This window comes from Streptomyces cinnamoneus (genome assembly GCF_002939475.1).
GTDB lineage: Bacteria > Actinomycetota > Actinomycetes > Streptomycetales > Streptomycetaceae > Streptomyces > Streptomyces cinnamoneus_A.
The window spans coordinates 2,147,187-2,166,237 of the sequence record NZ_PKFQ01000001.1 but is presented as its reverse complement, the minus strand read 5'-3'; the positions used below and the strand labels follow the sequence as shown (position 1 = coordinate 2,166,237).

Genomic DNA, 19,051 nt, shown 5'->3' with positions numbered 1-19,051 from the left:
GGAAACGTCATCTCTACTGGGCGGTAACCCCCACCCAAGAGACAAATCGTCGGTGGTTGGTCGCCTGCGGCGGCCAAATCGCAACCTTACGCCCCCTATGAGAGTCCCCCGCGTACGGCCGTTCGGACCTGAGTCCCGTAATCGCACGGAGTAACTTCGCAAACCCGGCAGAACCCTGTGGTGTGAATCACTCGCGCTTGCTGCCTGATGGTTGGAGTTGCCATAAGACGGTCGTGTTCGTCAACGTTTCGGCGGTCTCGACGGCCGGGTACTTGCGCGATCCGTCCGGCACGTGTGGACTACGCCCAATGCCTTGCGTACGCGAGCAGCACAAGACAATTTCTCGAAAGATGACAGGAGGCAATCCGTGAGCGCGACCGCGGACCACGCGGAGGAGCGGACCCTTGCCGCCAGGCTGGGTTTCCAGCCCGGACAGGTGGTCCAGGAGCTCGGTTTCGACGAGGACACCGAGCAAGATCTCCGTGAGGCCATCGAGGAACACACCGGCACGGAGCTCGTCGACGAGGAGTACGACGATGTCGCCGACGCCGTCCTGCTGTGGTTCCGCGACGAGGACGGCGACCTCACAGACGCGCTGGTGGATGCCATCGGTCTGCTCGAAGAGGACGGCATGATCTGCCTCCTCACGCCCAAGACGGGCCGCGAGGGCTACATCGAGCCCAGCGACATCAATGAGGCGGCCCGCACCGCCGGCCTCTCCCAGACCAAGAGCATCAGCGTGGGCAAGGACTGGAACGGCAGCCGCCTCGCCACCCCCAAGGCCGCCAAGACCGGCCGCCGCTAGTCCGCGAGGACCGGCACACCCGCGACGCTCCCGCACCCCCGGCGACCTCGGTCGCCGGGGGTGCGGCGCTTTCCGTGCCGTACCGGGCGCCCCGCCGGACGCGACCGCCCCTCGCGCCGGCCGTCACCCGCCGCCCGGCGGCTGTGACGGCAGTGACAGACTGGGCCCGCCGACAGGCTCCGTCACCAGAAAGGTGTTCCCCATGGCAATCGCCGTAGGCGACAAGGCTCCGGACTTCGCGCTGAAGAACCAGCACGGCGAGACCGTCCGGCTCTCCGACTTCCGTGGTGAGAAGAACGTCGTGCTGCTCTTCTACCCCTTCGCCTTCACCGGCGTGTGCACCGGCGAGCTGTGCGCCCTGCGCGACGAGCTGCCGAAGTTCGCCAACGACGACGTGCAGCTGCTGGCCGTCTCCAACGACTCGCCGTTCTCCCTGCGCGTCTTCGCCGAGCAGGAGGGTCTGGAGTACCCCCTGCTGTCCGACTTCTGGCCGCACGGCGAGGCCAGCCGCGCCTACGGCGTCTTCGACGAGGAGAAGGGCTGCGCCCTGCGCGGCACCTTCATCATCGACAAGGAGGGTGTCGTCCGCTGGACGATCGTCAACGGACTGCCCGACGCGCGTGACCTGAACGAGTACACCAAGGCGCTCGCCGCGCTCTGAGCGCACTTCCGGGACGCCTGGGGCAACCCTGACGCCGGATCCGGGCGTCCTTCGTCGCAAGAGCCTGTAATCGGTGGGAACCGGTCACTAGGATCAAACCGTTGATCGGATGCCATCGCACAACCGGGGGCGCGGGTCGGTCACCACTGCCCGGCCCCTCGAAACCTATGGAGGACTCGTGGGAGTCAGTCTCAGCAAGGGCGGCAACGTCTCGCTGACCAAGGCGGCCCCGAACCTGACCGCGGTCGTCGTCGGTCTCGGCTGGGACGCCCGTACCACCACCGGTACGGACTTCGACCTGGACGCCAGCGCCCTGCTGACGAACGACCAGGGGAAGGTCGCCAACGACCAGAACTTCGTCTTCTTCAACAACCTCAAGAGCCCCGACGGCTCCGTCGAGCACCAGGGCGACAACCTCACCGGTGAGGGCGAGGGCGACGACGAGGTCATCAAGGTCAACCTGGCGGCCGTGCCGGCGGACGTGCAGAAGATCGTCTTCCCGGTCTCCATCTACGAGGCCGAGAGCCGCCAGCAGAGCTTCGGCCAGGTGCGCAACGCCTACATCCGCGTCGTGAACCAGGCCGACAACACCGAGCTGGCCCGCTACGACCTCAGCGAGGACGCCTCGACCGAGACCGCCATGGTCTTCGGCGAGCTCTACCGCAATGGTGCCGAGTGGAAGTTCCGGGCCATCGGCCAGGGCTACGCCTCGGGCCTGCGCGGGATCGCCCAGGACTTCGGCGTCAACGTCTGACGTCTCGAAACCGACCGGGTCCGGCGCCGTACACCCCTGGGGGGAGTGCGGCGCCGGACGCGCACCGCGCAACACCGTCATCTCGGGGAGGAAGCAACATCATGGGCGTAACGCTCGCCAAGGGAGGCAACGTCTCCCTCTCCAAGGCCGCACCGAACCTCACCAACGTCACCGTGGGCCTCGGCTGGGACGCGCGTTCCACCACGGGGGCCCCCTTCGACCTCGACGCCAGTGCGCTGCTGTGCGCCTCGGGCCGGGTCCTGGGAGACGAGTACTTCGTCTTCTACAACAACCTCAAGAGCCCCGAGGGATCCGTCGAACACACGGGCGACAACCTCACCGGTGAGGGCGACGGCGACGACGAGTCGATCCTGGTGGACCTCACCAAGGTGCCCGCCAGCTGCGACAAGATCGTCTTCCCGGTCTCCATCCACGAGGCCGACACCCGCGGTCAGAGCTTCGGCCAGGTCAGCAACGCCTACATCCGGGTCGTGAACCAGGCCGACGGCAGCGAGCTGGCCCGCTACGACCTCAGCGAGGACGCGGCCGGCGAGACGGCGATGATCTTCGGTGAGGTCTACCGGTACGGCGGCGAGTGGAAGTTCCGAGCGGTGGGGCAGGGGTACGCGTCAGGCCTGCGAGGCATCGCCCTAGACTTCGGGGTCAACGTTTCGTAAAGCCGCGTCCGCGCGGAGGGACCCGAACAGCGAAGGATTGGGTAGCCAGTGCTCCTGAAAACCTTTGGTTGGTCGTTCGCCATCACGGCGGCCGGACTGGCCTTGGCCGGCGTTCTCTGGGGGTGGCAGGGGCTGGCGATCGTCGCGATCCTCTCCGTCCTGGAGATCTCGCTCTCGTTCGACAACGCGGTCATCAACGCCGGCATCCTGCGGAAGATGAACGCGTTCTGGCAGCGGATCTTCCTGACGGTCGGCATCCTCATCGCCGTCTTCGGCATGCGGCTGGTCTTCCCGGTCGTCATCGTCGCGATCACCGCCAAGCTGGGCCCAATCGAGGCCGTCGACCTGGCGATCAACAACAAGGACCGCTACGAGGAACTGGTCACCGCGGCGCATCCGGCCATCGCCGCCTTCGGCGGGATGTTCCTGCTGATGATCTTCCTGGACTTCATCTTCGAGGACCGGGACATCAAGTGGCTGGACTGGCTGGAGAAGCCGCTGGCCAGGCTGGGCAAGCTGGACACGCTCTCCACGGTCGTCTCGCTCGTCGTCCTGCTCGTCGCCGCCACCACCCTCGCCACCGCCGTGCCGGTGCACGGCGGCGACGGCACGGTGGACAAGGCCGCGACGGTGCTGCTCGCCGGCATCGGCGGCCTGGTGACCTACCTGATCGTCGGGGGCGTGTCCGGCTTCTTCGAGGACCGTCTGGAGCAGGAGGAGGAAGAGGCCGAGGAGGAGGCCGAGAAGGCGCCCGCGAAGAGCGGCGGCGGCTCGGTCGTCGGGCTGGCCGGCAAGGCCGCGTTCTTCATGTTCCTCTACCTCGAGGTCATCGACGCGTCGTTCTCCTTCGACGGCGTCATCGGCGCCTTCGCCATCACCAACGACATCTTCATCATGGCGCTGGGCCTGGGCATCGGTGCGATGTACATCCGTTCGCTCACGGTCTTCCTCGTCCGCAAGGGCACCCTGGACGACTACGTCTACCTGGAGCACGGCGCCCACTACGCCATCGGCGCGCTGGCCGTCATCCTGCTGATCACTATCAAGTACGAGATCAAGGAGGTCGTCACCGGCCTCGTCGGCATCGTGCTGATCGGCCTGTCCTTCCTCTCCTCGGTGCGGCGCAACCGCCGCGAGGCGGAGGCGGGCGGGGACTCCGGAGCCAAGGCCGAGGTCTCCTCCGGAGTGTGACTCCGGCACATTTGAGGAACGCTCTGACCGGGGCGGTCGTGAGGATCATCCTCACGACCGCCCCGCGGCGTTTCGGATCGTCCGGTGGGGGTTTTCGCGATGACGGTATGGGACAAGCTCTTCGGCAACTGGGGGACGGCTGCCGCACGTCAATTCGACGCCGCCGGCGGAGCCAGCGGCGCGGTCGAACTGACCAAGCGCCGTCCGACGTTCTCCCTGACCAAGCAGGGTGCGGTCACGGGAAACCTGCGGGTCAACCTCTCCTGGCGGATGCGGACCTCCGACATCGCGGACAAGCCCGGTTTCGGCTCCGGCGTCCGGCATCCCTTCCGCAAGTTCACCCCGCAGATGGTCCAGGCCCAGGGACCGGCCATGGTGGACGTCGACCTCGACCTCGCCTGTCTGTACGAGCTCCAGGACGGGTCCAAGGGCGTAGTGCAGCCCCTCGGCAACATACTGGGCAGCATCAACTCGCCGCCGTATGTTCAGCTGAGCGGTGACGACCGCTTCGGGTCGGGGTCGGGCGAGACGATCTACATCAACATGGACCACCGCGACGAGTTCAAGCGTCTGCTGATCTTCGTCTACATCTATGACGGCACCCCCGCGTTCGACCGTACGCACGCGATGGTGACGCTCTACCCGGGCAACGGCCCCCGGCTGGAGGTCGAGCTCCACGAGCGCGCGCCGGAGGCCCGCTCCTGCGCCGTGCTGCTGATCGAGAACAGGGGCGGCGAGATCGTCGTGCGGCGCGAGCTGAAGTACGTGTACGGGTTCCAGGCGGAGCTGGACCGGCTGTACGGCTGGGGCCTGCAGTGGGGCCGGGGGTACAAGACCCGGGTCTGAGGAGGGCCGGCCCCGCCGCGGGGCCGGCCGGTCAGCGGCCGGGCTGGAACTGCGGGCCCTGGGGCGGCAGCCGGAAGGCCGGGTCGGGCACAGGCCGCTGCGGCGGGTAACCGTAGGACGGCTGCGGAGAGTGGTTCGACTGGTGCTGCTGGGGATAGCCGTAGGCGGGCTGGGCCGCGGGGACCGCCGGGGCCGAGGGGTAGGGGGGATAGCCGTAGGACGGCTGCGGGGGGATCACGGGCGGCATGGGGGGCGGCGGCGGGTAGCCGCCGTGCCCGGTGCCCGGGGCCGCCACGGGGGACGTGGCGACGGTCACGGGCTCGTCGGCGGGGACGGCCGGGTCGGGGACGGGCTCGGGAGCCGCGGGGGCCTCGGGGGAGGCGCTCACGCCGTCCGCGTCCCGCGCGCCGTCCGTGCCGTCGCCCTCCTCGACCGTGATGCCGAACTCCGTGGCCAGGCCGACCAGCCCCGAGGCGTAGCCCTGGCCGAGCGCGCGGAACTTCCAGCCGTCCCCGCGCCGGTAGAGCTCGCCGCAGAGCATGGCGGTCTCGTCGCCGGTCTCCGGCTGGACGTCGAAGCGGGCGAGGGGCGTGGGGCCGGCCGCCCCGGTGCCCCCGGCCACCGCGGCGGAGACCTGCTCGGCGTCGTAGAGCAGCACGCACAGGTCCCGCACGAGCCCGAAGGGGCCGCCGTCCGCCGAGGCGGCGATCACGACGCGGGCCACGGACGCGTCGAGGGCGCCCAGCTCGGCCTCGACCGTGTCGGTCATCCCCTCCAGCTGCCGTTTCTTCAGCAGGTGCCGGACGAGGCCGGAGGGGTGCCGGGGCTGGTTGTAGAAGACGAAGTCCTCGTCCGAGCGCACGCGGCCCCCGTCGCCCAGCAGCAGGGCGGAGGCGTCCACGTCGGGGATGCCAGGGCCCGGCGTCCAGCGCAGTACGGCCCGTACGGTGCGGGCGTTCAGCGGGATGTTCGACCCCTTGAGCATGGCGTGCGTCATGTCCGCAATCCTGCCTTCCCGTGCGGGCCCCGGACAACGCAGGGGGCCCCGGCCGCTCCTCGCTTACCGGATCGATCCCTGGCGGTCATGAGTTTTTAACGGCTTTGGGGAACTCTTGACCCGCCCCCGGACGTACGATAATCGGCCACGCTTTCCTGCCGGGTGGACCGGAACGAAGGCGGCCAGGCCGCGGGATTCGGGGAGAACTATGAGGCATTTCGGACACCTTGCGCCTGCGGTGCGGAGTGGGCTGTTCCACCGGGAGCCGGGTGAGTTCGACGCCGGCTCCCCCGCCCGTACGCTCGCCGTCGCCCTGGGCGCCACGCTCTACAGCCCCGCCACGCGCGGCACGCTCGCCCGGGACGTCCGCAAGCAGGCCCGGCGCGGCGTGGTCTCCATGGTGCTGTGCCTGGAGGACTCCATCAGCGACGCCGAGGTCGCCGGCGCGGAGGAGAACCTCGTCCGGCAGTTCGCCGAGCTGGCCGCGGGCGGCACGGCCGAAGGGCTCCCGCTGCTCTTCGTCAGAGTCCGCGAACCCCGCCAGATCACCGACCTCGTCCGGCGACTGGGCCCCCACGTGCGGCTCCTCTCCGGATTCGTGCTGCCCAAGTTCACCGAGGACCGCGGCCTTCCGTTCCTGGAGGCGCTGGCCGGCGCCGAAGCCGGCTGCGGACGGAGGCTCTTCGCCATGCCCGTCCTCGAATCGCCCGAACTGCTCCACCTGGAGACCCGCACCGAGACCCTGGCCGGCATCGCCCGCGCCGTCGACAAGTACCGCGACCGCGTCCTCGCCCTGCGGCTCGGCGTCACCGACTTCTGCTCCGCCTACGGGCTGCGCCGGGCGCCCGACATGACCGCCTACGACGTCAAGCTCGTCGCCTCCGTCATCGCCGACGTCGTCAACGTGCTCGGCCGCGCCGACGGCAGCGGCTTCACCGTCACCGGCCCCGTCTGGGAGTACTTCCCGCAGCCCGAGCGGATGTTCAAGCCCCAGCTGCGGCGCAGCCCCTTCGCCGGACCCGCCGAGGCGCTGCGCACCGCGCTCATCGAGCACGACCTGGACGGCCTCCTCCGTGAGATCCAGCTCGACCGCGCCAACGGCCTCCAGGGCAAGACCTGCATCCACCCCTCCCACGTCGCGCCCGTGCACGCCCTCTCGGTCGTCAGCCACGAGGAGTTCAGCGACGCGGAGGACATCCTGCGACCGGAAAGGGACGGTGGTGGAGTGCTGCGCTCCGCCTACACGAACAAGATGAACGAGGTGAAGCCGCACCGCGCCTGGGCCGAGCGGACCATGCTGCGCGCGGAGGTCTTCGGGGTGGCGCGGGAAGATGTGAGCTTCGTGGAACTGCTGGCGGCGGGGTTGCAGAACGTATGAGGAGTGGTGGAGTGGTCTGGTCGGGACAGTGGGTCGCGGACCGGCTGGGCGTGGGGCTGGAGGGTGACGCCCGCCTGACGGAGCTGCTGGGCCTGGCGCTGCGGCGCAACCCCAAGCGGGCGCACCTGCTCGTGTCCAACGTGCTGGGCAAGCACGTGCCGCAGCGGCCCTCCACGGTGTACGGGACGGGCGCGGACCTCGGCCGCCGCGTACGGGCCCTGCTCGGGGAGGGGGCCGCCGCCCGCGCCGTGGTGCTCGGCTACGCCGAGACCGCCACGGGCCTCGGCCACGCGGTCGCGGACGGCCTCGGCCTCGCGCCGTACCTCCACTCGACGCGGCGCGCCGTGGCGGGGGTCGCCCCCGTGGGCGGCTTCGAGGAGGAACACAGCCACGCCACGTCGCACCTGCTGCTGCCCGAGGACCCCGCCCTCCTGGCCGGCGACGGGCCGCTGGTCCTCGTCGACGACGAGTTCTCGACGGGCCGCACGGTCCTGAACACCATCGCCGCGCTCCACGCGCGCTTCCCGCGCGAGCGGTACGTGGTGGTGGCGCTGGTCGACATGCGCGGCGCCCGGGACCGGGGACGACTGACGGAGTTCGCGGCGGAGCTGGGCGCGCGCGTGGACCTCGTGGCGCTGGCCACGGGGACGGTGTCGCTCCCGGAGGGGGTGCTGGAGCGGGGGCGCGAGCTCGTCGCCCGGTACGAGGCGGAGGCCGGTCGCCGTCGCGGCGGGGACGGTCTCCCCGGTCCCGCCCACGGGTCCGGGGCGCAGCCCCGGGAAACGGCGACGGGCACGGACCGTCTCGGCCGCGACGGCGACCGGCCACGGTGGAGGGGCCCGGCGGTGCCGAACCGCGTGGAGCTCGACTGGCCCGCGGGCCTCCCCGACGGCGGCCGCCACGGCTTCACGCCCGCTCACCGCGCGCGACTGGACGCCGCGCTCCCGCAGATGGCGGCCCGCGTCCGCGCAGCCCTCCCGCAGGACGCCTCCCGCGTGCTCGTCCTCGGCAACGAGGAGCTGATGTACGCCCCCCTGCGCATCGCCCGGGCGCTCGAACCGGCCCTCGCCGAGGTCCGGTTCTCCACCACCACCCGTTCCCCCGTCCTCCCCGTCGACGATCCCGGCTACGCGATCCGCTCACGGATCACCTTCCCGGCGCACGACGCGCCCGCCGACGGCCCCGGCGAGCGGTACGCCTACAACGTCGCCGACGGCCGCTTCGACGCCATCGTCACCGTCGTCGACTCCACCGGCGACACCCCCGAACTGCACGCCCCCGGCGGCCTGCTGGACGTGCTCGGCGCGCACACACCCCACGTGCTGCTCGCCGTCATCCCCTCCTACGTACCCCCCGAGGCTGCTTCCCCCATGCCCGAACCGCTGCGCGGACCCGCGTTCTCCTCCTACGAGCCCGAGGACGTCGGCTGGCTGCTGCAAGACCTTTCCGCCGTGGAGCTCGAAGCGCCCACCGAGGAGCGCGAGGAGGCCATCCAGAGCGGCGGGGCGCACTACGCGGAGTCCCTGCCCGTCGAGTACCAGCCCAGCGAGCGCTACCAGCAGCTCTACCGCTCCGCCCTCGACGCGTCGGCCACCCGCATCGCCCGCGCCGTCGGCACGGTCACCGAGACCGTGCTGGCCGAGCGGTCGCCCCGCCCGGTGCTGGTCTCCCTGGCCCGCGCCGGAACGCCCGTGGGCGTGCTCATGCGCCGCTGGGCGCGCCACGCGCACGGACTGGACCTGCCGCACTACGCCGTCTCCATCGTGCGCGGCCGCGGCATCGACCGCAACGCCCTGCGCTGGCTGGCCGCCCACCACGACCCGGCCGACGTCGTCTTCGTCGACGGCTGGACGGGCAAGGGCGCCATCACCCGTGAACTGGCCGACGCCCTCGCGGACTTCGAGGGCTTCGACCCGCGCATGGCCGTCCTCGCCGACCCCGGCCACTGCGTGGAGACGTACGGCACGCGCGACGACTTCCTCATCCCCTCCGCGTGCCTCAACTCCACCGTCTCCGGCCTGATATCGCGGACGGTGCTGCGCGACGACCTGGTCGGGCCGCAGGACTTCCACGGCGCCAAGTTCTACCGCGAGCTGGCCGGCGCGGACGTCTCGCGCTCCTTCCTCGACGCCGTCACGGCCCGGTTCGCCGAGGCCGAGCCCGACGTCGCCGCCGACGTCAAGGAGCTGGCGGCGGCCGACCGCACGCCCACCTGGGCGGGCTGGGCGGCGGTCGAGCGCATCGCCGCCGCCCACGGCATCGACGACGTCAACCTCGTCAAGCCGGGCGTCGGCGAGACCACCCGCGTCCTGCTGCGGCGCGTCCCCTGGAAGATCCTCGCCCAGCGGGGCGCCGGCGCCGACCTGGCCCACGTGCGGCTGCTGGCCGAGCAGCGCGGCGTACCGGTCGAGGAGGTCGACGGGCTGCCGTACAGCTGCGTCGGCCTGATTCACCCCCGCTACACCCGCGCCGCGACGGGCGCCGACGGCAAGGCGGTGGCGTCGCGGTGACCACGGCCCCCACCCTCGTCACCAGCGACCTCGACCGCACCCTCATCTACTCCACCGCCGCGCTCGCCCTGTCGATGCCGGACGCGCAGTCCCCCCGGCTGCTGTGCGTGGAGACCTACGAGCACAAGCCGCTGTCCTACATGACGGAGGCCGCGGCGGCCGGCCTGGCCGCACTGGCCCGCACGGCCACGTTCGTGCCCACGACCACCCGCACCCCCGAGCAGTACGCCCGGGTCCGGCTGCCCGGCCCGGCGCCCCGGTTCGCGATCTGCGCCAACGGCGGCGAGCTGCTCGTCGACGGGGAGCCGGACCCGCACTGGCGGGCGGTGGTGCGCCGACGGCTGGCCGCCGAGTGCGCACCGCTGGCGGAGGTCGAGGAGCGCCTGGTGCGCACTGCCGACCCGGCGTGGCTGCTCAAGCGGCGCACGGCGGCGGACCTCTTCGCCTACCTCGTCGTCGACCGGCCGCTGCTGCCCGAGGCGTGGGTCAAGGACCTCGCCGACTGGGCCGCGGGCCGCGGCTGGACGGTCTCCCTCCAGGGCCGCAAGGTCTACGCCGTGCCCGGGCCGCTGACCAAGAGCGCGGCCGCGGCCGAGGTCGCCCGCCGCACCGGCGCCGGCCGGACGCTCGCCGCCGGCGACTCGCTGCTCGACGCCGACCTGCTGCTGGCCGCGGACCGGGCCTGGCGGCCGGGCCACGGCGAGCTGGCGGACGTCGGCTGGAGCGCGCCGCACGTCACCGCCCTTCAGACCCGGGGAGTGGCGGCGGGAGAGGAGATCATCGAGGCGTTCACGGCGGCCGCGCTCTCGTAACGGGCCGTCTCCTGGACGTAGTGTCGTGCCCGCATCGTCTCTGCCGTCCTCGCTGAGGAGAACGCGTGCCCGAGATCAAGAGCGCTCCGCTCACCCCCGAGCTCTACGCGTACGTACTCGCCCACAACCCGCCCCTCGACCCCGTGCAGCGCGCCCTGGTCGCGTCGACCCGGGAGCTGTTCCCGGACCACGCGATCAAACAGGTGGCCCAGGAGCAGGCCCCGCTCCTGGCCTTCCTCGTGCGGCTCACCGGCGCCCGGCACGTGGTGGAGGTGGGCACCTTCACGGGGCTGTCCGCCCTGGCCATGGCACAGGCGCTGCCCGCCGGCGGCCGGCTGATCGCCCTGGACATCTCCGAGGAGTGGACGGCCCACGCCCGCGAGGCGTGGGCCCGGGCGGGCGTCGCCGACCGCATCGACCTGCGCATCGCCCCCGCCCTGGACTCGCTGCGGGCCCTGCCCGCCGAACCGCACGTCGACCTCGCCTTCCTCGACGCGAACAAGGACGGCTACGTCGACTACTGGGAGGAACTCGTGCCGCGGCTGCGGCCCGGCGGCCTGATCGTGGCGGACAACGTCCTCTTCATGGGCCAGGCCGCCGATCCGTCCGTGACGAGCGGCCCGGGCGCGCACGTCCGGGTGTTCAACGAGCACGTGGCCGCGGACAAGCGGATGGAGTCGGTGATGCTCACGGTCGCGGACGGCCTGACGCTGGCGCGCCGCGTGGCCTGAGGACGGGCGTGGCCGGCAGGGGCCGCCGGCTCAGCCGCAGCAACCGCCGCCGCAGCAGCCACCGCCGCCACCGCCGCCGGACCGGGGCGCGGGACCGGCGCCCGCCGTGCCGGTGACGGCGACGGTGGAGAGCAGCTTGACGGTGTCGGTGTGCCCGTCCGGGCAGGTGGCCGGGTCGGAGGACTCGGCCATGGGACGGTTCAGCTCGAAGGTGGAGCCACAGGGTGCGCAGCGGTATTCGTAACGGGGCATGGGGGCAGCTTAGGCGGTGTCCGACGGGCCGGCACGGGCGCTGCGGGGCATGGCCCAGGGGTGTCCGACGGGTCGGTGCGGGTCCTGCGGTGCCCGGTGCCGGGGGCATCTCCCGGCGGTAGTCGGGGGAGTCCCGGGGCAGGCGGGACTTCGCGGACACCTCCTAGCGCTGCGCCGCCCCGCCGCCGCGCTCCTCGCGGATGTCCTGCACCACCCGGGCCGCGGCGCCCCGCACCGCCTCGGTCTCGGTCAGGAAGTGCCACCAGTCCGGGTGCCGGCCCTCCAGGCCCGCCACAGCCCGGTCCAGGCGGGCGACCGCCTCGTCGAGCGGGCGGGCGTGGCGCGGGTCGGGGGTGCTGCGGCCGTCCATGGCCAGGCGCTGGGCGTCGCGCAGGGCGAAGCGGGTGCGTTCGACCTCCTTCTGGTGGTCGAACGACACCTCGTCCAGCCGGCGCAGCCGGTCGCCGGCGGCGGAGACGGCCTCGTCGGTGGTGTTGAGCAGCGCCCGGACCGTGGCGAGCAGCGCGGTGGCGTCCGGCCAGCGCTGTTCGTCCCGCGCGGTACGGGCCTCGCGCAGCTTCTCCTCCGCCCGGGCGACGGCGCGTTCCGCCTCCTCGGGCACCTGCTGGAGGTCCTGCCAGCAGGCCGCGCTGTAGCGGCGGCGCAGCTCGCTGAGGACCGGTGCGACGCCGCCGGCGCGGGTGGCCAGGGCTTGGGCGCGGGTGCGCAGCGAGACGAGCCGCTTGTCGGTCTCCGCCGCCTTCTCCGGCAGCCGCTCGGCCTCGCCGCGGATGGCCTCGGCCTCGCGCAGCACGCGGTCGGCGCGGTCGACGGTCGGCTGGACGCCGTGCCGGCCGGCGCCCTGGTTGAGCTTGGTCAGCTCCGGGGCGAGGGCCGCGAGGCGGGCGGCCAGGTCGTCGGCCCGCAGCCCCGTGGCCCGCGCGGCCTCCAGCGCCTCGCCGGCCGCGCGCAGCCCCTGCCGGGCCCGCTCCACGGCGGGCGCCAGCTGCGTCAGCTGGTGCTCGGCCCGGGTCAGCAGCGGCTGGAGGCTCTCGGCGAAGCGGTCCAGGTCGGCCTTGGCCCGCACCAGCTCGTCCTTGGCCTTGGTCAGGGCCGTGCGGGCGCGGGCGGCCGTGGCGGTGTCGAGGTCGTCGCGGTCCAGGTCGTGGGAGTCGACGGCGGTGATGTAGGTGCTGGAGACCTCGTCTATGCGGTGGCCGAACGCCTCGAAGTCCGCGGCGGCCTTGCGGGCGGCGGGGGAGGAGTCGACGGCGGTGATGGTCTCGATGGTGATCCGCAGGTCGCGCTGGGCGGTGTCCAGCTCGTAGAACGCCGCGGCGGCCGCGTCCTTGGCGGCCTGCGCGTCACCGCGCTGGCTCTCGCCGCGCCCCCAGCCCCAGCGGCGGGTGCCGCCGCCGGAGAACGCGCCGGGGGAGGCCGCCGCCGCGGCGGCGAGGAGGGGGAGGGGCAGCAGGACCAGTGCGAGGGTCTCACGGACCGCAGCCGTCACCGTACGCACGCAGGTCGCCGTCACTTGCCCTCTCCCCGTTGGATCGCCCCAGGCCGGTTGTCATTCTCCCACCCGGCGGAGGCGAACACACAGGCCGGGAGGTCAGCCCGCCGTGCGGATGTCGATCCTGCCGCTGCCGCTGCGGGCGGTGACCGCGTGACCGGCCGCGTCGTCGCGCGGGACGTCGACCTTGGTGCCGCCGTTGTCGCTGTGGGCGGCGACCTTGTAGCCGGCGCGGGGCAGGGTGATGCGGGTGGCGCCGTTGCCGGTGCGGGTCTCGACGTGGTCGGGCACCTGCTCGGCGCCGACCTCGACCGACCCGTTGGAGGTGGTGACCGACACCGTGCGCGAGCCGAGGCCGCGGGCCTTGACGGCGCCGTTGGAAGTCCTCAGCTCCAGGGGCCCCTTGGCGTTCCGGACGTCGATGGAGCCGTTGGAGGTGGTGATCGCCAGAGGGGTCTCCAGATCGCGCGCCGTGACCGACCCGTTGTCCTCCTTGACGGTGACGGCGACACCGCGCGGCACCTCGATCCGGTGCTTGGCCTCGCAGCCCATGCTGATCCCCTTGCACGTCAGCCTCAGCTTGAGGGTGTCGCCGCGCATCTCCCACGAGACGCCGGCCGACCCGCCGAGCGCCCAGCCGTCGAAGCGCCGGACGACCTTGACGTCCTTGCCGTCGCCGCCCGGCACGAGCTCGATGGCCGAGTTGTCCGAGTCCACGGTGAGCTCGCGCCCGCTGATCGAGAACGTCCTCTCCTCGGGCGTCGCGTCGTCCGCGTTCGAACTCCCGCATCCGCCGAGGGTCAGTCCGGCGAGCAGGACTCCGCCCACGAGGGCCGGTATGCGGACGGGGCGGGGGGTCATGGGAGTCTCCGTTTCCGGGCGGTGTCGGGCGGGCTGCGCCGACTCTACGGACGCGTGCCGGCGCCCGGGATCCGGCGACCTCCCGGATCCGGGGTGGGGATACCCCCAGGTCCTCCCCGTCGAGGGGGCCGCGGGGCCCGGCGCCGGGTTTGCCCGGACCCGGGGCGGGCCATGTAGGCTGTCGTTCCATTGCGGGCGCATAGCTCAGCGGTAGAGCGCCGCTCTTACAAAGCGGATGTCGGCGGTTCAAATCCGTCTGTGCCCACAGAGGGAACACCCGGGGCCCCGCACGCGATCGCGTGCGGGGCCCCGGTCGTACGCCCCTACGCCGTGCGCGGTCCGATGAGGTCCCAGCGGTTTCCGTACAGGTCCTGGAAGACGACGACCGTGCCGTAGGGCTCGTGGCGGGGCTCCTCCTCGAAGTGGACGCCGGCGGCGCGCATCCGCTCGTGGTCCCGCGCGAAGTCGTCGGTGGTGAGGAACAGGCCGACGCGGCCGCCCGTCTGGTCGCCGACGCGGGCCTGCTGTGCGGGGCCGTCCGCGCGGGCGAGCAGCACCCCCGTCTCCTTCGAGCCCGGTGGGGCCACGACCACCCAGCGCTTGCCGTCGCCCAGCGGGGTGTCCTCCCGCAGTTCGAAGCCTGCGGCGTCCGTGTAGAAGGCGAGTGCTTCGTCGTAGTCGCGTACGACGACCGTCACGAGTCCGAGATAAGCCATCCCCGCATCATGCCGCACGCCCGTCCCCCCGCTGCCGTCAGTGGCTCCCCACCGACGGCAGCAGCGGGCTCCCGCTGCGGTCCAGCCAGGCCCGGTACGTGGTGTCGGCCGCGGCCAGGTCCACGTACGAGGCCATCAAGTCCGCGAAGAGCGCGTCCAGTTGCGGCAGAGGCAGCGAGCCGGGGCGGGAGGCCAGGGACAGCTGGGCCGTCAGCGGGTCGCCGTGCAGGGGGCGGATCACCGTGCCCGGTGCCGGGGCGGCCGTCGGCTGGGCGGGGCGGACCGCCTCGCCGGAGGCGACCAGTTCGGCGGCCGTGGTGGCGTCCCGGACGTGGACGAGGCGGGGGTCGAGGCCGGCGGCGGTGAAGACCCGGCGCAGGGCCGTCACCTCGTCGTCGGCGGTGGGGTCGACGATCCAGGCGTCGTGGGCCAGTTCGCGCAGCCGCACCGCCGGCCGGCCGGCCGCCCGGTGCCGGTCGGACAGGCACACGAAACGGGGCTCGCAGGCGATCAGCACACGGCGCTCGACCCCCGGCGGCACGGCCAGGGGCAGCCCGGGGGTCTCCTGCACGAAGGCCACGTCCAGCTGGTTGGTGGCGAGCAGCTGGAGCAGCGTGTTGGACGAGACGTCTATGTGGATCGTCGTGTCGGTGTCCGGCAGCCGCTGGTGGATGCGGCGCAGCCAGCCCGTCACCGCGCGGCTGCCGATGCTCCCGATGCGCAGGCGCAGACCTCCCACGCCCCCGGCCGCGTCCCGCGCCGCGGAGACCAGCGCGGTCATCTCGGCGATGATCGGCCGCGCGCGGGAGAGCACCGAGTGCCCCAGCGGCGTGGGGCGACTGCCGGTCTGGCCGCGGGTGAACAGCATGCCGCCGAGGGACGTCTCGATGCGGCGGAGCTGGGTCGTCAGCGAGGGCTGGGTCATGCCCAGTTGCAGGGCGGCCTTCCGCACGCTGCCGGTGTCCGCGATGGCGCAAAGTGCACGGAGGTGCCTGACCTCAAGCTCCACGCGGAGAGCATAACGGCGCCCCGTGCGTCACACCAGGCACATCCCGGACGGTGGACGCCAAGGGGTGGCGCAGGATAGGCGATTGGATGGTGTTATGGCCAACTGGCATCATCCGTACCAGTGATAACCCGTCAGAGACTCAAGGGGAACAGGAGTTCACCCGTGAGCCCCGGCCTTCGCGACCCACCGCGCGGCGCGCCGAAGCGGCTCCGGAACGAATGGAGTCCCCCACATGAAACGCTCCACGATGGTGCTGTCGGCTGCCCTCGGCCTCGGGCTGGCGGCCTCGCTGACCGCCGTGCCCGCCTCCGCCGCCACCCAGGCGCCGGCCGGCACCTCCTCGGCGCGGACCGTGTCCTCGTACGTCGGCTCGGCGGCCGAAGAGGCCAACAACAAGGCCTTCTTCGACGCCGTGATGAAGTCCGTGAAGGCCAAGCAGGCCGCCGCGCCCGGCGCCCAGGTCGTCACCGTCGTCTACGACGCCAGCCAGGCGCCGAGCTTCCAGACGGAGATAGCCAACAGCGCCCGGATCTGGAACAGCTCGGTCCGCAACGTCCAGTTGCGCGCGGGCTCGAACGCCGACTTCAGATACTACGAGGGCAACGACTCCCGCGGCTCGTACGCCAGCACCGACGGCCACGGCCGCGGCTACGTCTTCCTCGACTACCAGCAGAACGAGCAGTACGACTCCACCCGCGTCACCGCGCACGAGACCGGCCACGTGCTCGGCCTCCCGGACCACTACTCCGGCCCGTGCAGCGAGCTGATGTCCGGTGGCGGCCCCGGCCCGTCCTGCACCAACGCCTACCCCAACACCACCGAGCGGAGCCGGATCAACCAGCTCTGGGCGAACGGCCTGAAGGCGTTCGACAAGGACGCGTTCACCAAGGCCCGCTGACGGCGCGTACCGCACGCGCCCGCGGCCCGGACACGACGGCGGCCCGGTACCGGAAGGTACCGGGCCGCCGCCCACGTCCACCGACTACTGCGGCTGGGTCTCCGGGGCCTCCCGGCGCATCACGTACACCGCTCCGGAGCCCGCCGCGAAGAGGGCGAGGACGGAGACCGCCGTGCTCAGCCACGACGCGCCCAGCCACTGGCCGCCGAAGTAGCCCAGGCTCACGCTGTACGCGGCCCACGTCAGGCCCGCCAGCGCGGACCACGGCAGGAACTCGGCCACCCGCCGGTGCATCACCCCGGCGCCGAGGCTGACCACCGAGCGCCCGGCGGGCGCGAAGCGGGCCAGCACCACGAGCGGGCCGCCGCCGCGGAGCAGGGCCGTGCCCAGCTTGGCCTGGGCCGCGGTCAGCCGGCGGGAGCGGGCGATGGCCCGGTCGAAGCGGTCGCCGCCGCGCCAGGCGAGGCGGTAGGCGACCATGTCGCCCATGACGGACGCCGTCGCGGCGCACATCACCAGCGCGAGCATGTCGGAGAACCCCGCGTGGCCCTGGGCCGCGTCGCCCACCGCGCCGGCGGCGGACCCCGCGGCCGCGGTGGCGGCGGTGATCACCAGCACTCCGCTCGGCAGCACGGGAAGGAACACGTCCAGGAGGACGGACAAGCCGACGATCACGTATATCCACGGGGTCCCGGCCAAGGTCCCCAACTGCTCCAGCACGTCCTGATCTCCCGGTACGGTCCCCCGCCGCGACGTCGCAGGGGAGCGGCAGGGGCGGCCTTCACAACCGTACAGCGTACGCCTGGGGCTGGTGGGAAACGGGCGTGGGGGAGGTGATGTTGTTCGAATCACTTGTGCCGGATTTGGGAATATCCGGCTCCGGACACCCGCCGGCCCGCTCCGAGCGGTGGAGCGGGCCGGGGGAAGCGGCGTGTGCGGCGCAGGCCGGCGCGGGGTCAGCCCCGGCGGCCGCGCCCGAAGAAGCGGTCCAGCGACAGCGCGCCAGGACCCGTGAAGACGAGCAGCAGGAACGCCCAGCAGAACATCGCCGAGGCCTCGCCGCCGTTCTGTATCGGCCACAGGGCCATGCTCTGGTGCACGTCGAAGTAGGCGTAGGCCATCGAGCCCGAGGCGATGAGGGCCGCGGTGCGGGTGCCGGCGCCCAGCAGGACGAGGGCGCCCGCCACGAGCTGGATCGCCGCCGCGTACCAGCCGGGCCAGGTGCCCGCGGCGATCGTGCCGCCGTTGCTGCCGGGCGCGCCGCCGAGCACGCCGAAGAGCGACGCGGCGCCGTGGCAGAGGAAGAGCAGGCCCACGACGGCGCGGAACAGGGACAGGACGTACGGGCGGGCCTCGTCCAGGCGCTGGGTGAGCGCGGAACCGGCGGCGCTCGCGGAGGACCGCGCCGAGGCCGGCGAGGGAGCGGGCGCGGTGGGCGTCGGGGGCATGGTCGGGCTCCTCGTGTCAGGGGACGGGTGCGACGAGGGGACCAGGTTAGGGGTGCCTAACGAATAGTTGCAAGTTCAAGTTTCTTGGTTTCTCGCCGACGGCACGGGTTCTCCGCGGCACCGGTGGAGCAGGTGGGGCGGGAGCGGCGGCCGGGCCGGCCAGCCGGGGCGGCCGAGGCCGCCCCGGCCGCCGGTGAAGCGGCGTCCGCCCGCCTCAGCAGCCGCCGAGGACGCGCGTGAGCGCGTCCTTCTCCGCGGAGTCGACGGTCAGGGCGTACTCGTGCTTGACGCTCACCCACATCTGGGCGTACGTGCAGGCGTAGGACTTCAGCGGCGGCATCCACTGCGCCGGGTCCTTGTCGCCCTTCGCCTGGTTGACGCGGTCGGTGACCGCGATCAGCTGCGAGTGGGTCAGGTCGTTGGCGAACGCCTGGCGCTGCGCGGTGGTCCAGGTGTTCGCGCCCGAGCGCCAGGCCTGGGCGAGCGGCACGATGTGGTCGATGTCGACGTCCTGGGCGTCGTGCCAGGTGGCCCCGTCGTAGGGGGAGAACCAGGTGCCCGAGACGGCCGCGCACTTGGCGTCCTGCTGCACGTCCTGCCCGTCGCGCTTGAGGACCACCTCGCGGGTGTTGCACTGGCCGGACTGCGTGATCCAGTGCGGGAACCTGGCGCGGCTGTAGCCGTCCATCGAACCCTCGGGCTTGACGGTCAGCTGGCTCAGGTACGTACGGGCCGTCGCGGCGTCCGGCGGGGTGGGGGGCGCGGCCTGGGCCGCCGGGCCGCTCAGGACGAGCGTGCCGACGAGGGCGGCGAGCCCCGCGGCGACGGCGGTACGACGCGCGTAGACGCTGGACATGGAGACTCCCTAGGGGTGGAGGGTGGGGGCGACCTGTGCGGGAAGGGCGCGGCCAGGATCGTGGCGACGGGTATCCGGGGGGTGGTCGCCAGGTGACAGAATGACGACGCGGTCATGTCAAAGCAAGGGTTTCGGG

General features: G+C 72.4%; 20 protein-coding genes and 1 tRNA gene. 12 read left to right on the top strand and 9 right to left on the bottom strand.

Features of this window, described 5'->3' with window-relative positions:
* Window positions 1–367 precede the first annotated feature (367 nt).
* The 6 genes from CYQ11_RS09115 (at window position 368) to CYQ11_RS09090 (ending at window position 4,934) form a co-directional block, all read left to right on the top strand.
* Window positions 368–805, top strand: coding sequence for a DUF3052 domain-containing protein (locus tag CYQ11_RS09115; protein WP_099200675.1), 438 nt, complete (start codon window positions 368–370; stop codon window positions 803–805).
* A gap of 202 nt (window positions 806–1,007) precedes the next feature.
* Entirely contained in the window at window positions 1,008–1,466 is a 459-nt protein-coding gene (locus CYQ11_RS09110) for a peroxiredoxin (RefSeq protein ID WP_099200676.1), read from the top strand.
* Window positions 1,467–1,644: 178 nt separating this feature from the next.
* The gene (locus CYQ11_RS09105) at window positions 1,645–2,220 is read left to right on the top strand and encodes a TerD family protein (RefSeq protein WP_099200677.1); all 576 of its coding nucleotides are present in this window, start codon (window positions 1,645–1,647) and stop codon (window positions 2,218–2,220) included.
* A 101-nt stretch (window positions 2,221–2,321) separates the two neighbouring features.
* Window positions 2,322–2,897 (top strand): TerD family protein, encoded by a 576-nt coding sequence (locus CYQ11_RS09100; protein ID WP_099200678.1) that lies wholly within the window; start codon window positions 2,322–2,324, stop codon window positions 2,895–2,897.
* Window positions 2,898–2,945: 48 nt separating this feature from the next.
* Window positions 2,946–4,088: a DUF475 domain-containing protein gene (locus tag CYQ11_RS09095; RefSeq protein ID WP_099200679.1), complete on the top strand. Its 1,143-nt coding sequence runs from the start codon at window positions 2,946–2,948 to the stop codon at window positions 4,086–4,088.
* Window positions 4,089–4,187: 99 nt separating this feature from the next.
* The gene (locus tag CYQ11_RS09090; RefSeq protein ID WP_099200680.1) at window positions 4,188–4,934 is read left to right on the top strand and encodes a TerD family protein; all 747 of its coding nucleotides are present in this window, start codon (window positions 4,188–4,190) and stop codon (window positions 4,932–4,934) included.
* A 31-nt stretch (window positions 4,935–4,965) separates the two neighbouring features.
* On the opposite strand, the gene CYQ11_RS09085 is transcribed toward CYQ11_RS09090, so the two are convergent.
* Window positions 4,966–5,931 (bottom strand): TerD family protein, encoded by a 966-nt coding sequence (locus CYQ11_RS09085; RefSeq protein ID WP_099200681.1) that lies wholly within the window; start codon window positions 5,929–5,931, stop codon window positions 4,966–4,968.
* Between the two features lie 208 nt (window positions 5,932–6,139).
* On the opposite strand from CYQ11_RS09085, the gene CYQ11_RS09080 reads away from it, so the two are divergent.
* The 4 genes from CYQ11_RS09080 (at window position 6,140) to CYQ11_RS09065 (ending at window position 11,362) form a co-directional block, all read left to right on the top strand.
* A complete protein-coding gene (locus CYQ11_RS09080) occupies window positions 6,140–7,309 on the top strand; it encodes an HpcH/HpaI aldolase/citrate lyase family protein (RefSeq protein ID WP_099200682.1) in 1,170 nt (389 codons plus the stop codon).
* Window positions 7,306–9,819 carry a phosphoribosyltransferase gene (locus CYQ11_RS09075; RefSeq protein ID WP_099200683.1) on the top strand — a complete coding sequence of 838 codons (2,514 nt, stop codon included), beginning with the start codon at window positions 7,306–7,308 and terminating at the stop codon, window positions 9,817–9,819. The genes CYQ11_RS09080 and CYQ11_RS09075 overlap by 4 nt, the downstream gene beginning before the upstream one ends.
* Window positions 9,816–10,631, top strand: a complete 816-nt coding sequence (locus CYQ11_RS09070; protein WP_099200684.1) for an HAD family hydrolase — start codon at window positions 9,816–9,818, stop codon at window positions 10,629–10,631. The genes CYQ11_RS09075 and CYQ11_RS09070 overlap by 4 nt, the downstream gene beginning before the upstream one ends.
* A 65-nt stretch (window positions 10,632–10,696) precedes the next feature.
* Entirely contained in the window at window positions 10,697–11,362 is a 666-nt protein-coding gene (locus CYQ11_RS09065; protein ID WP_099200685.1) for an O-methyltransferase, read from the top strand.
* 30 nt (window positions 11,363–11,392) lie between these two features.
* Here CYQ11_RS09065 and CYQ11_RS09060 read toward each other — a convergent pair whose 3' ends face one another.
* The 3 genes from CYQ11_RS09060 to CYQ11_RS09050 form a co-directional block, all read right to left on the bottom strand.
* Window positions 11,393–11,614 carry an FmdB family zinc ribbon protein gene (locus CYQ11_RS09060; RefSeq protein ID WP_099200686.1) on the bottom strand — a complete coding sequence of 74 codons (222 nt, stop codon included), beginning with the start codon at window positions 11,612–11,614 and terminating at the stop codon, window positions 11,393–11,395.
* A gap of 163 nt (window positions 11,615–11,777) precedes the next feature.
* On the bottom strand, window positions 11,778–13,148 hold the full coding sequence (locus CYQ11_RS09055) for a coiled-coil domain-containing protein (protein WP_099200687.1): 1,371 nt from the start codon (window positions 13,146–13,148) through the stop codon (window positions 11,778–11,780).
* 78 nt (window positions 13,149–13,226) lie between these two features.
* Window positions 13,227–13,988 (bottom strand): DUF4097 family beta strand repeat-containing protein, encoded by a 762-nt coding sequence (locus tag CYQ11_RS09050; protein WP_181143620.1) that lies wholly within the window; start codon window positions 13,986–13,988, stop codon window positions 13,227–13,229.
* 193 nt (window positions 13,989–14,181) lie between these two features.
* Between CYQ11_RS09050 and CYQ11_RS09045 the strand changes: the two genes are divergently transcribed.
* Window positions 14,182–14,253, top strand: a tRNA-Val gene (locus CYQ11_RS09045).
* Window positions 14,254–14,311: 58 nt separating this feature from the next.
* Here CYQ11_RS09045 and CYQ11_RS09040 read toward each other — a convergent pair.
* Together CYQ11_RS09040 and CYQ11_RS09035 are read right to left on the bottom strand one after the other, a co-directional pair.
* Complete coding sequence (locus CYQ11_RS09040) at window positions 14,312–14,704, bottom strand: VOC family protein (RefSeq protein WP_099200689.1); 393 nt, start codon at window positions 14,702–14,704, stop codon at window positions 14,312–14,314.
* Between the two features lie 37 nt (window positions 14,705–14,741).
* Window positions 14,742–15,713: a LysR family transcriptional regulator gene (locus tag CYQ11_RS09035; protein ID WP_099200690.1), complete on the bottom strand. Its 972-nt coding sequence runs from the start codon at window positions 15,711–15,713 to the stop codon at window positions 14,742–14,744.
* Between the two features lie 232 nt (window positions 15,714–15,945).
* Between CYQ11_RS09035 and snpA the strand changes: the two genes are divergently transcribed.
* Window positions 15,946–16,611, top strand: a complete 666-nt coding sequence (gene snpA, locus CYQ11_RS09030; protein ID WP_099200691.1) for a snapalysin — start codon at window positions 15,946–15,948, stop codon at window positions 16,609–16,611.
* A gap of 84 nt (window positions 16,612–16,695) precedes the next feature.
* On the opposite strand, the gene CYQ11_RS09025 is transcribed toward snpA, so the two are convergent.
* The 3 genes from CYQ11_RS09025 to CYQ11_RS09015 form a co-directional block, all read right to left on the bottom strand.
* Window positions 16,696–17,331: a DedA family protein gene (locus CYQ11_RS09025; RefSeq protein WP_099200692.1), complete on the bottom strand. Its 636-nt coding sequence runs from the start codon at window positions 17,329–17,331 to the stop codon at window positions 16,696–16,698.
* A 236-nt stretch (window positions 17,332–17,567) separates the two neighbouring features.
* Window positions 17,568–18,059, bottom strand: a complete 492-nt coding sequence (locus tag CYQ11_RS09020; RefSeq protein ID WP_099200693.1) for a DoxX family protein — start codon at window positions 18,057–18,059, stop codon at window positions 17,568–17,570.
* 214 nt (window positions 18,060–18,273) lie between these two features.
* Complete coding sequence (locus tag CYQ11_RS09015; protein WP_099200694.1) at window positions 18,274–18,915, bottom strand: HNH endonuclease family protein; 642 nt, start codon at window positions 18,913–18,915, stop codon at window positions 18,274–18,276.
* Window positions 18,916–19,051 lie beyond the last annotated feature (136 nt).

Excerpts from the sequence above, each read along its gene's own strand:
- CYQ11_RS09110 (WP_099200676.1), top strand. The coding sequence starts at position 1,008 with ATGGCAATCGCCGTAGGCGACAAGGCTCCGGACTTCGCGCTGAAGAAC.
- CYQ11_RS09100 (WP_099200678.1), top strand. The coding sequence starts at position 2,322 with ATGGGCGTAACGCTCGCCAAGGGAGGCAACGTCTCCCTCTCCAAGGCC.
- CYQ11_RS09090 (WP_099200680.1), top strand. The coding sequence starts at position 4,188 with ATGACGGTATGGGACAAGCTCTTCGGCAACTGGGGGACGGCTGCCGCA.
- CYQ11_RS09085 (WP_099200681.1), bottom strand. The coding sequence starts at position 5,931 with ATGACGCACGCCATGCTCAAGGGGTCGAACATCCCGCTGAACGCCCGC.
- CYQ11_RS09080 (WP_099200682.1), top strand. The coding sequence starts at position 6,140 with ATGAGGCATTTCGGACACCTTGCGCCTGCGGTGCGGAGTGGGCTGTTC.
- CYQ11_RS09075 (WP_099200683.1), top strand. The coding sequence starts at position 7,306 with ATGAGGAGTGGTGGAGTGGTCTGGTCGGGACAGTGGGTCGCGGACCGG.
- CYQ11_RS09060 (WP_099200686.1), bottom strand. The coding sequence starts at position 11,614 with ATGCCCCGTTACGAATACCGCTGCGCACCCTGTGGCTCCACCTTCGAG.
- CYQ11_RS09050 (WP_181143620.1), bottom strand. The coding sequence starts at position 13,988 with ATGACCCCCCGCCCCGTCCGCATACCGGCCCTCGTGGGCGGAGTCCTG.
- CYQ11_RS09040 (WP_099200689.1), bottom strand. The coding sequence starts at position 14,704 with ATGGCTTATCTCGGACTCGTGACGGTCGTCGTACGCGACTACGACGAA.
- snpA (WP_099200691.1), top strand. The coding sequence starts at position 15,946 with ATGAAACGCTCCACGATGGTGCTGTCGGCTGCCCTCGGCCTCGGGCTG.
- CYQ11_RS09020 (WP_099200693.1), bottom strand. The coding sequence starts at position 18,059 with ATGCCCCCGACGCCCACCGCGCCCGCTCCCTCGCCGGCCTCGGCGCGG.
- CYQ11_RS09015 (WP_099200694.1), bottom strand. The coding sequence starts at position 18,915 with ATGTCCAGCGTCTACGCGCGTCGTACCGCCGTCGCCGCGGGGCTCGCC.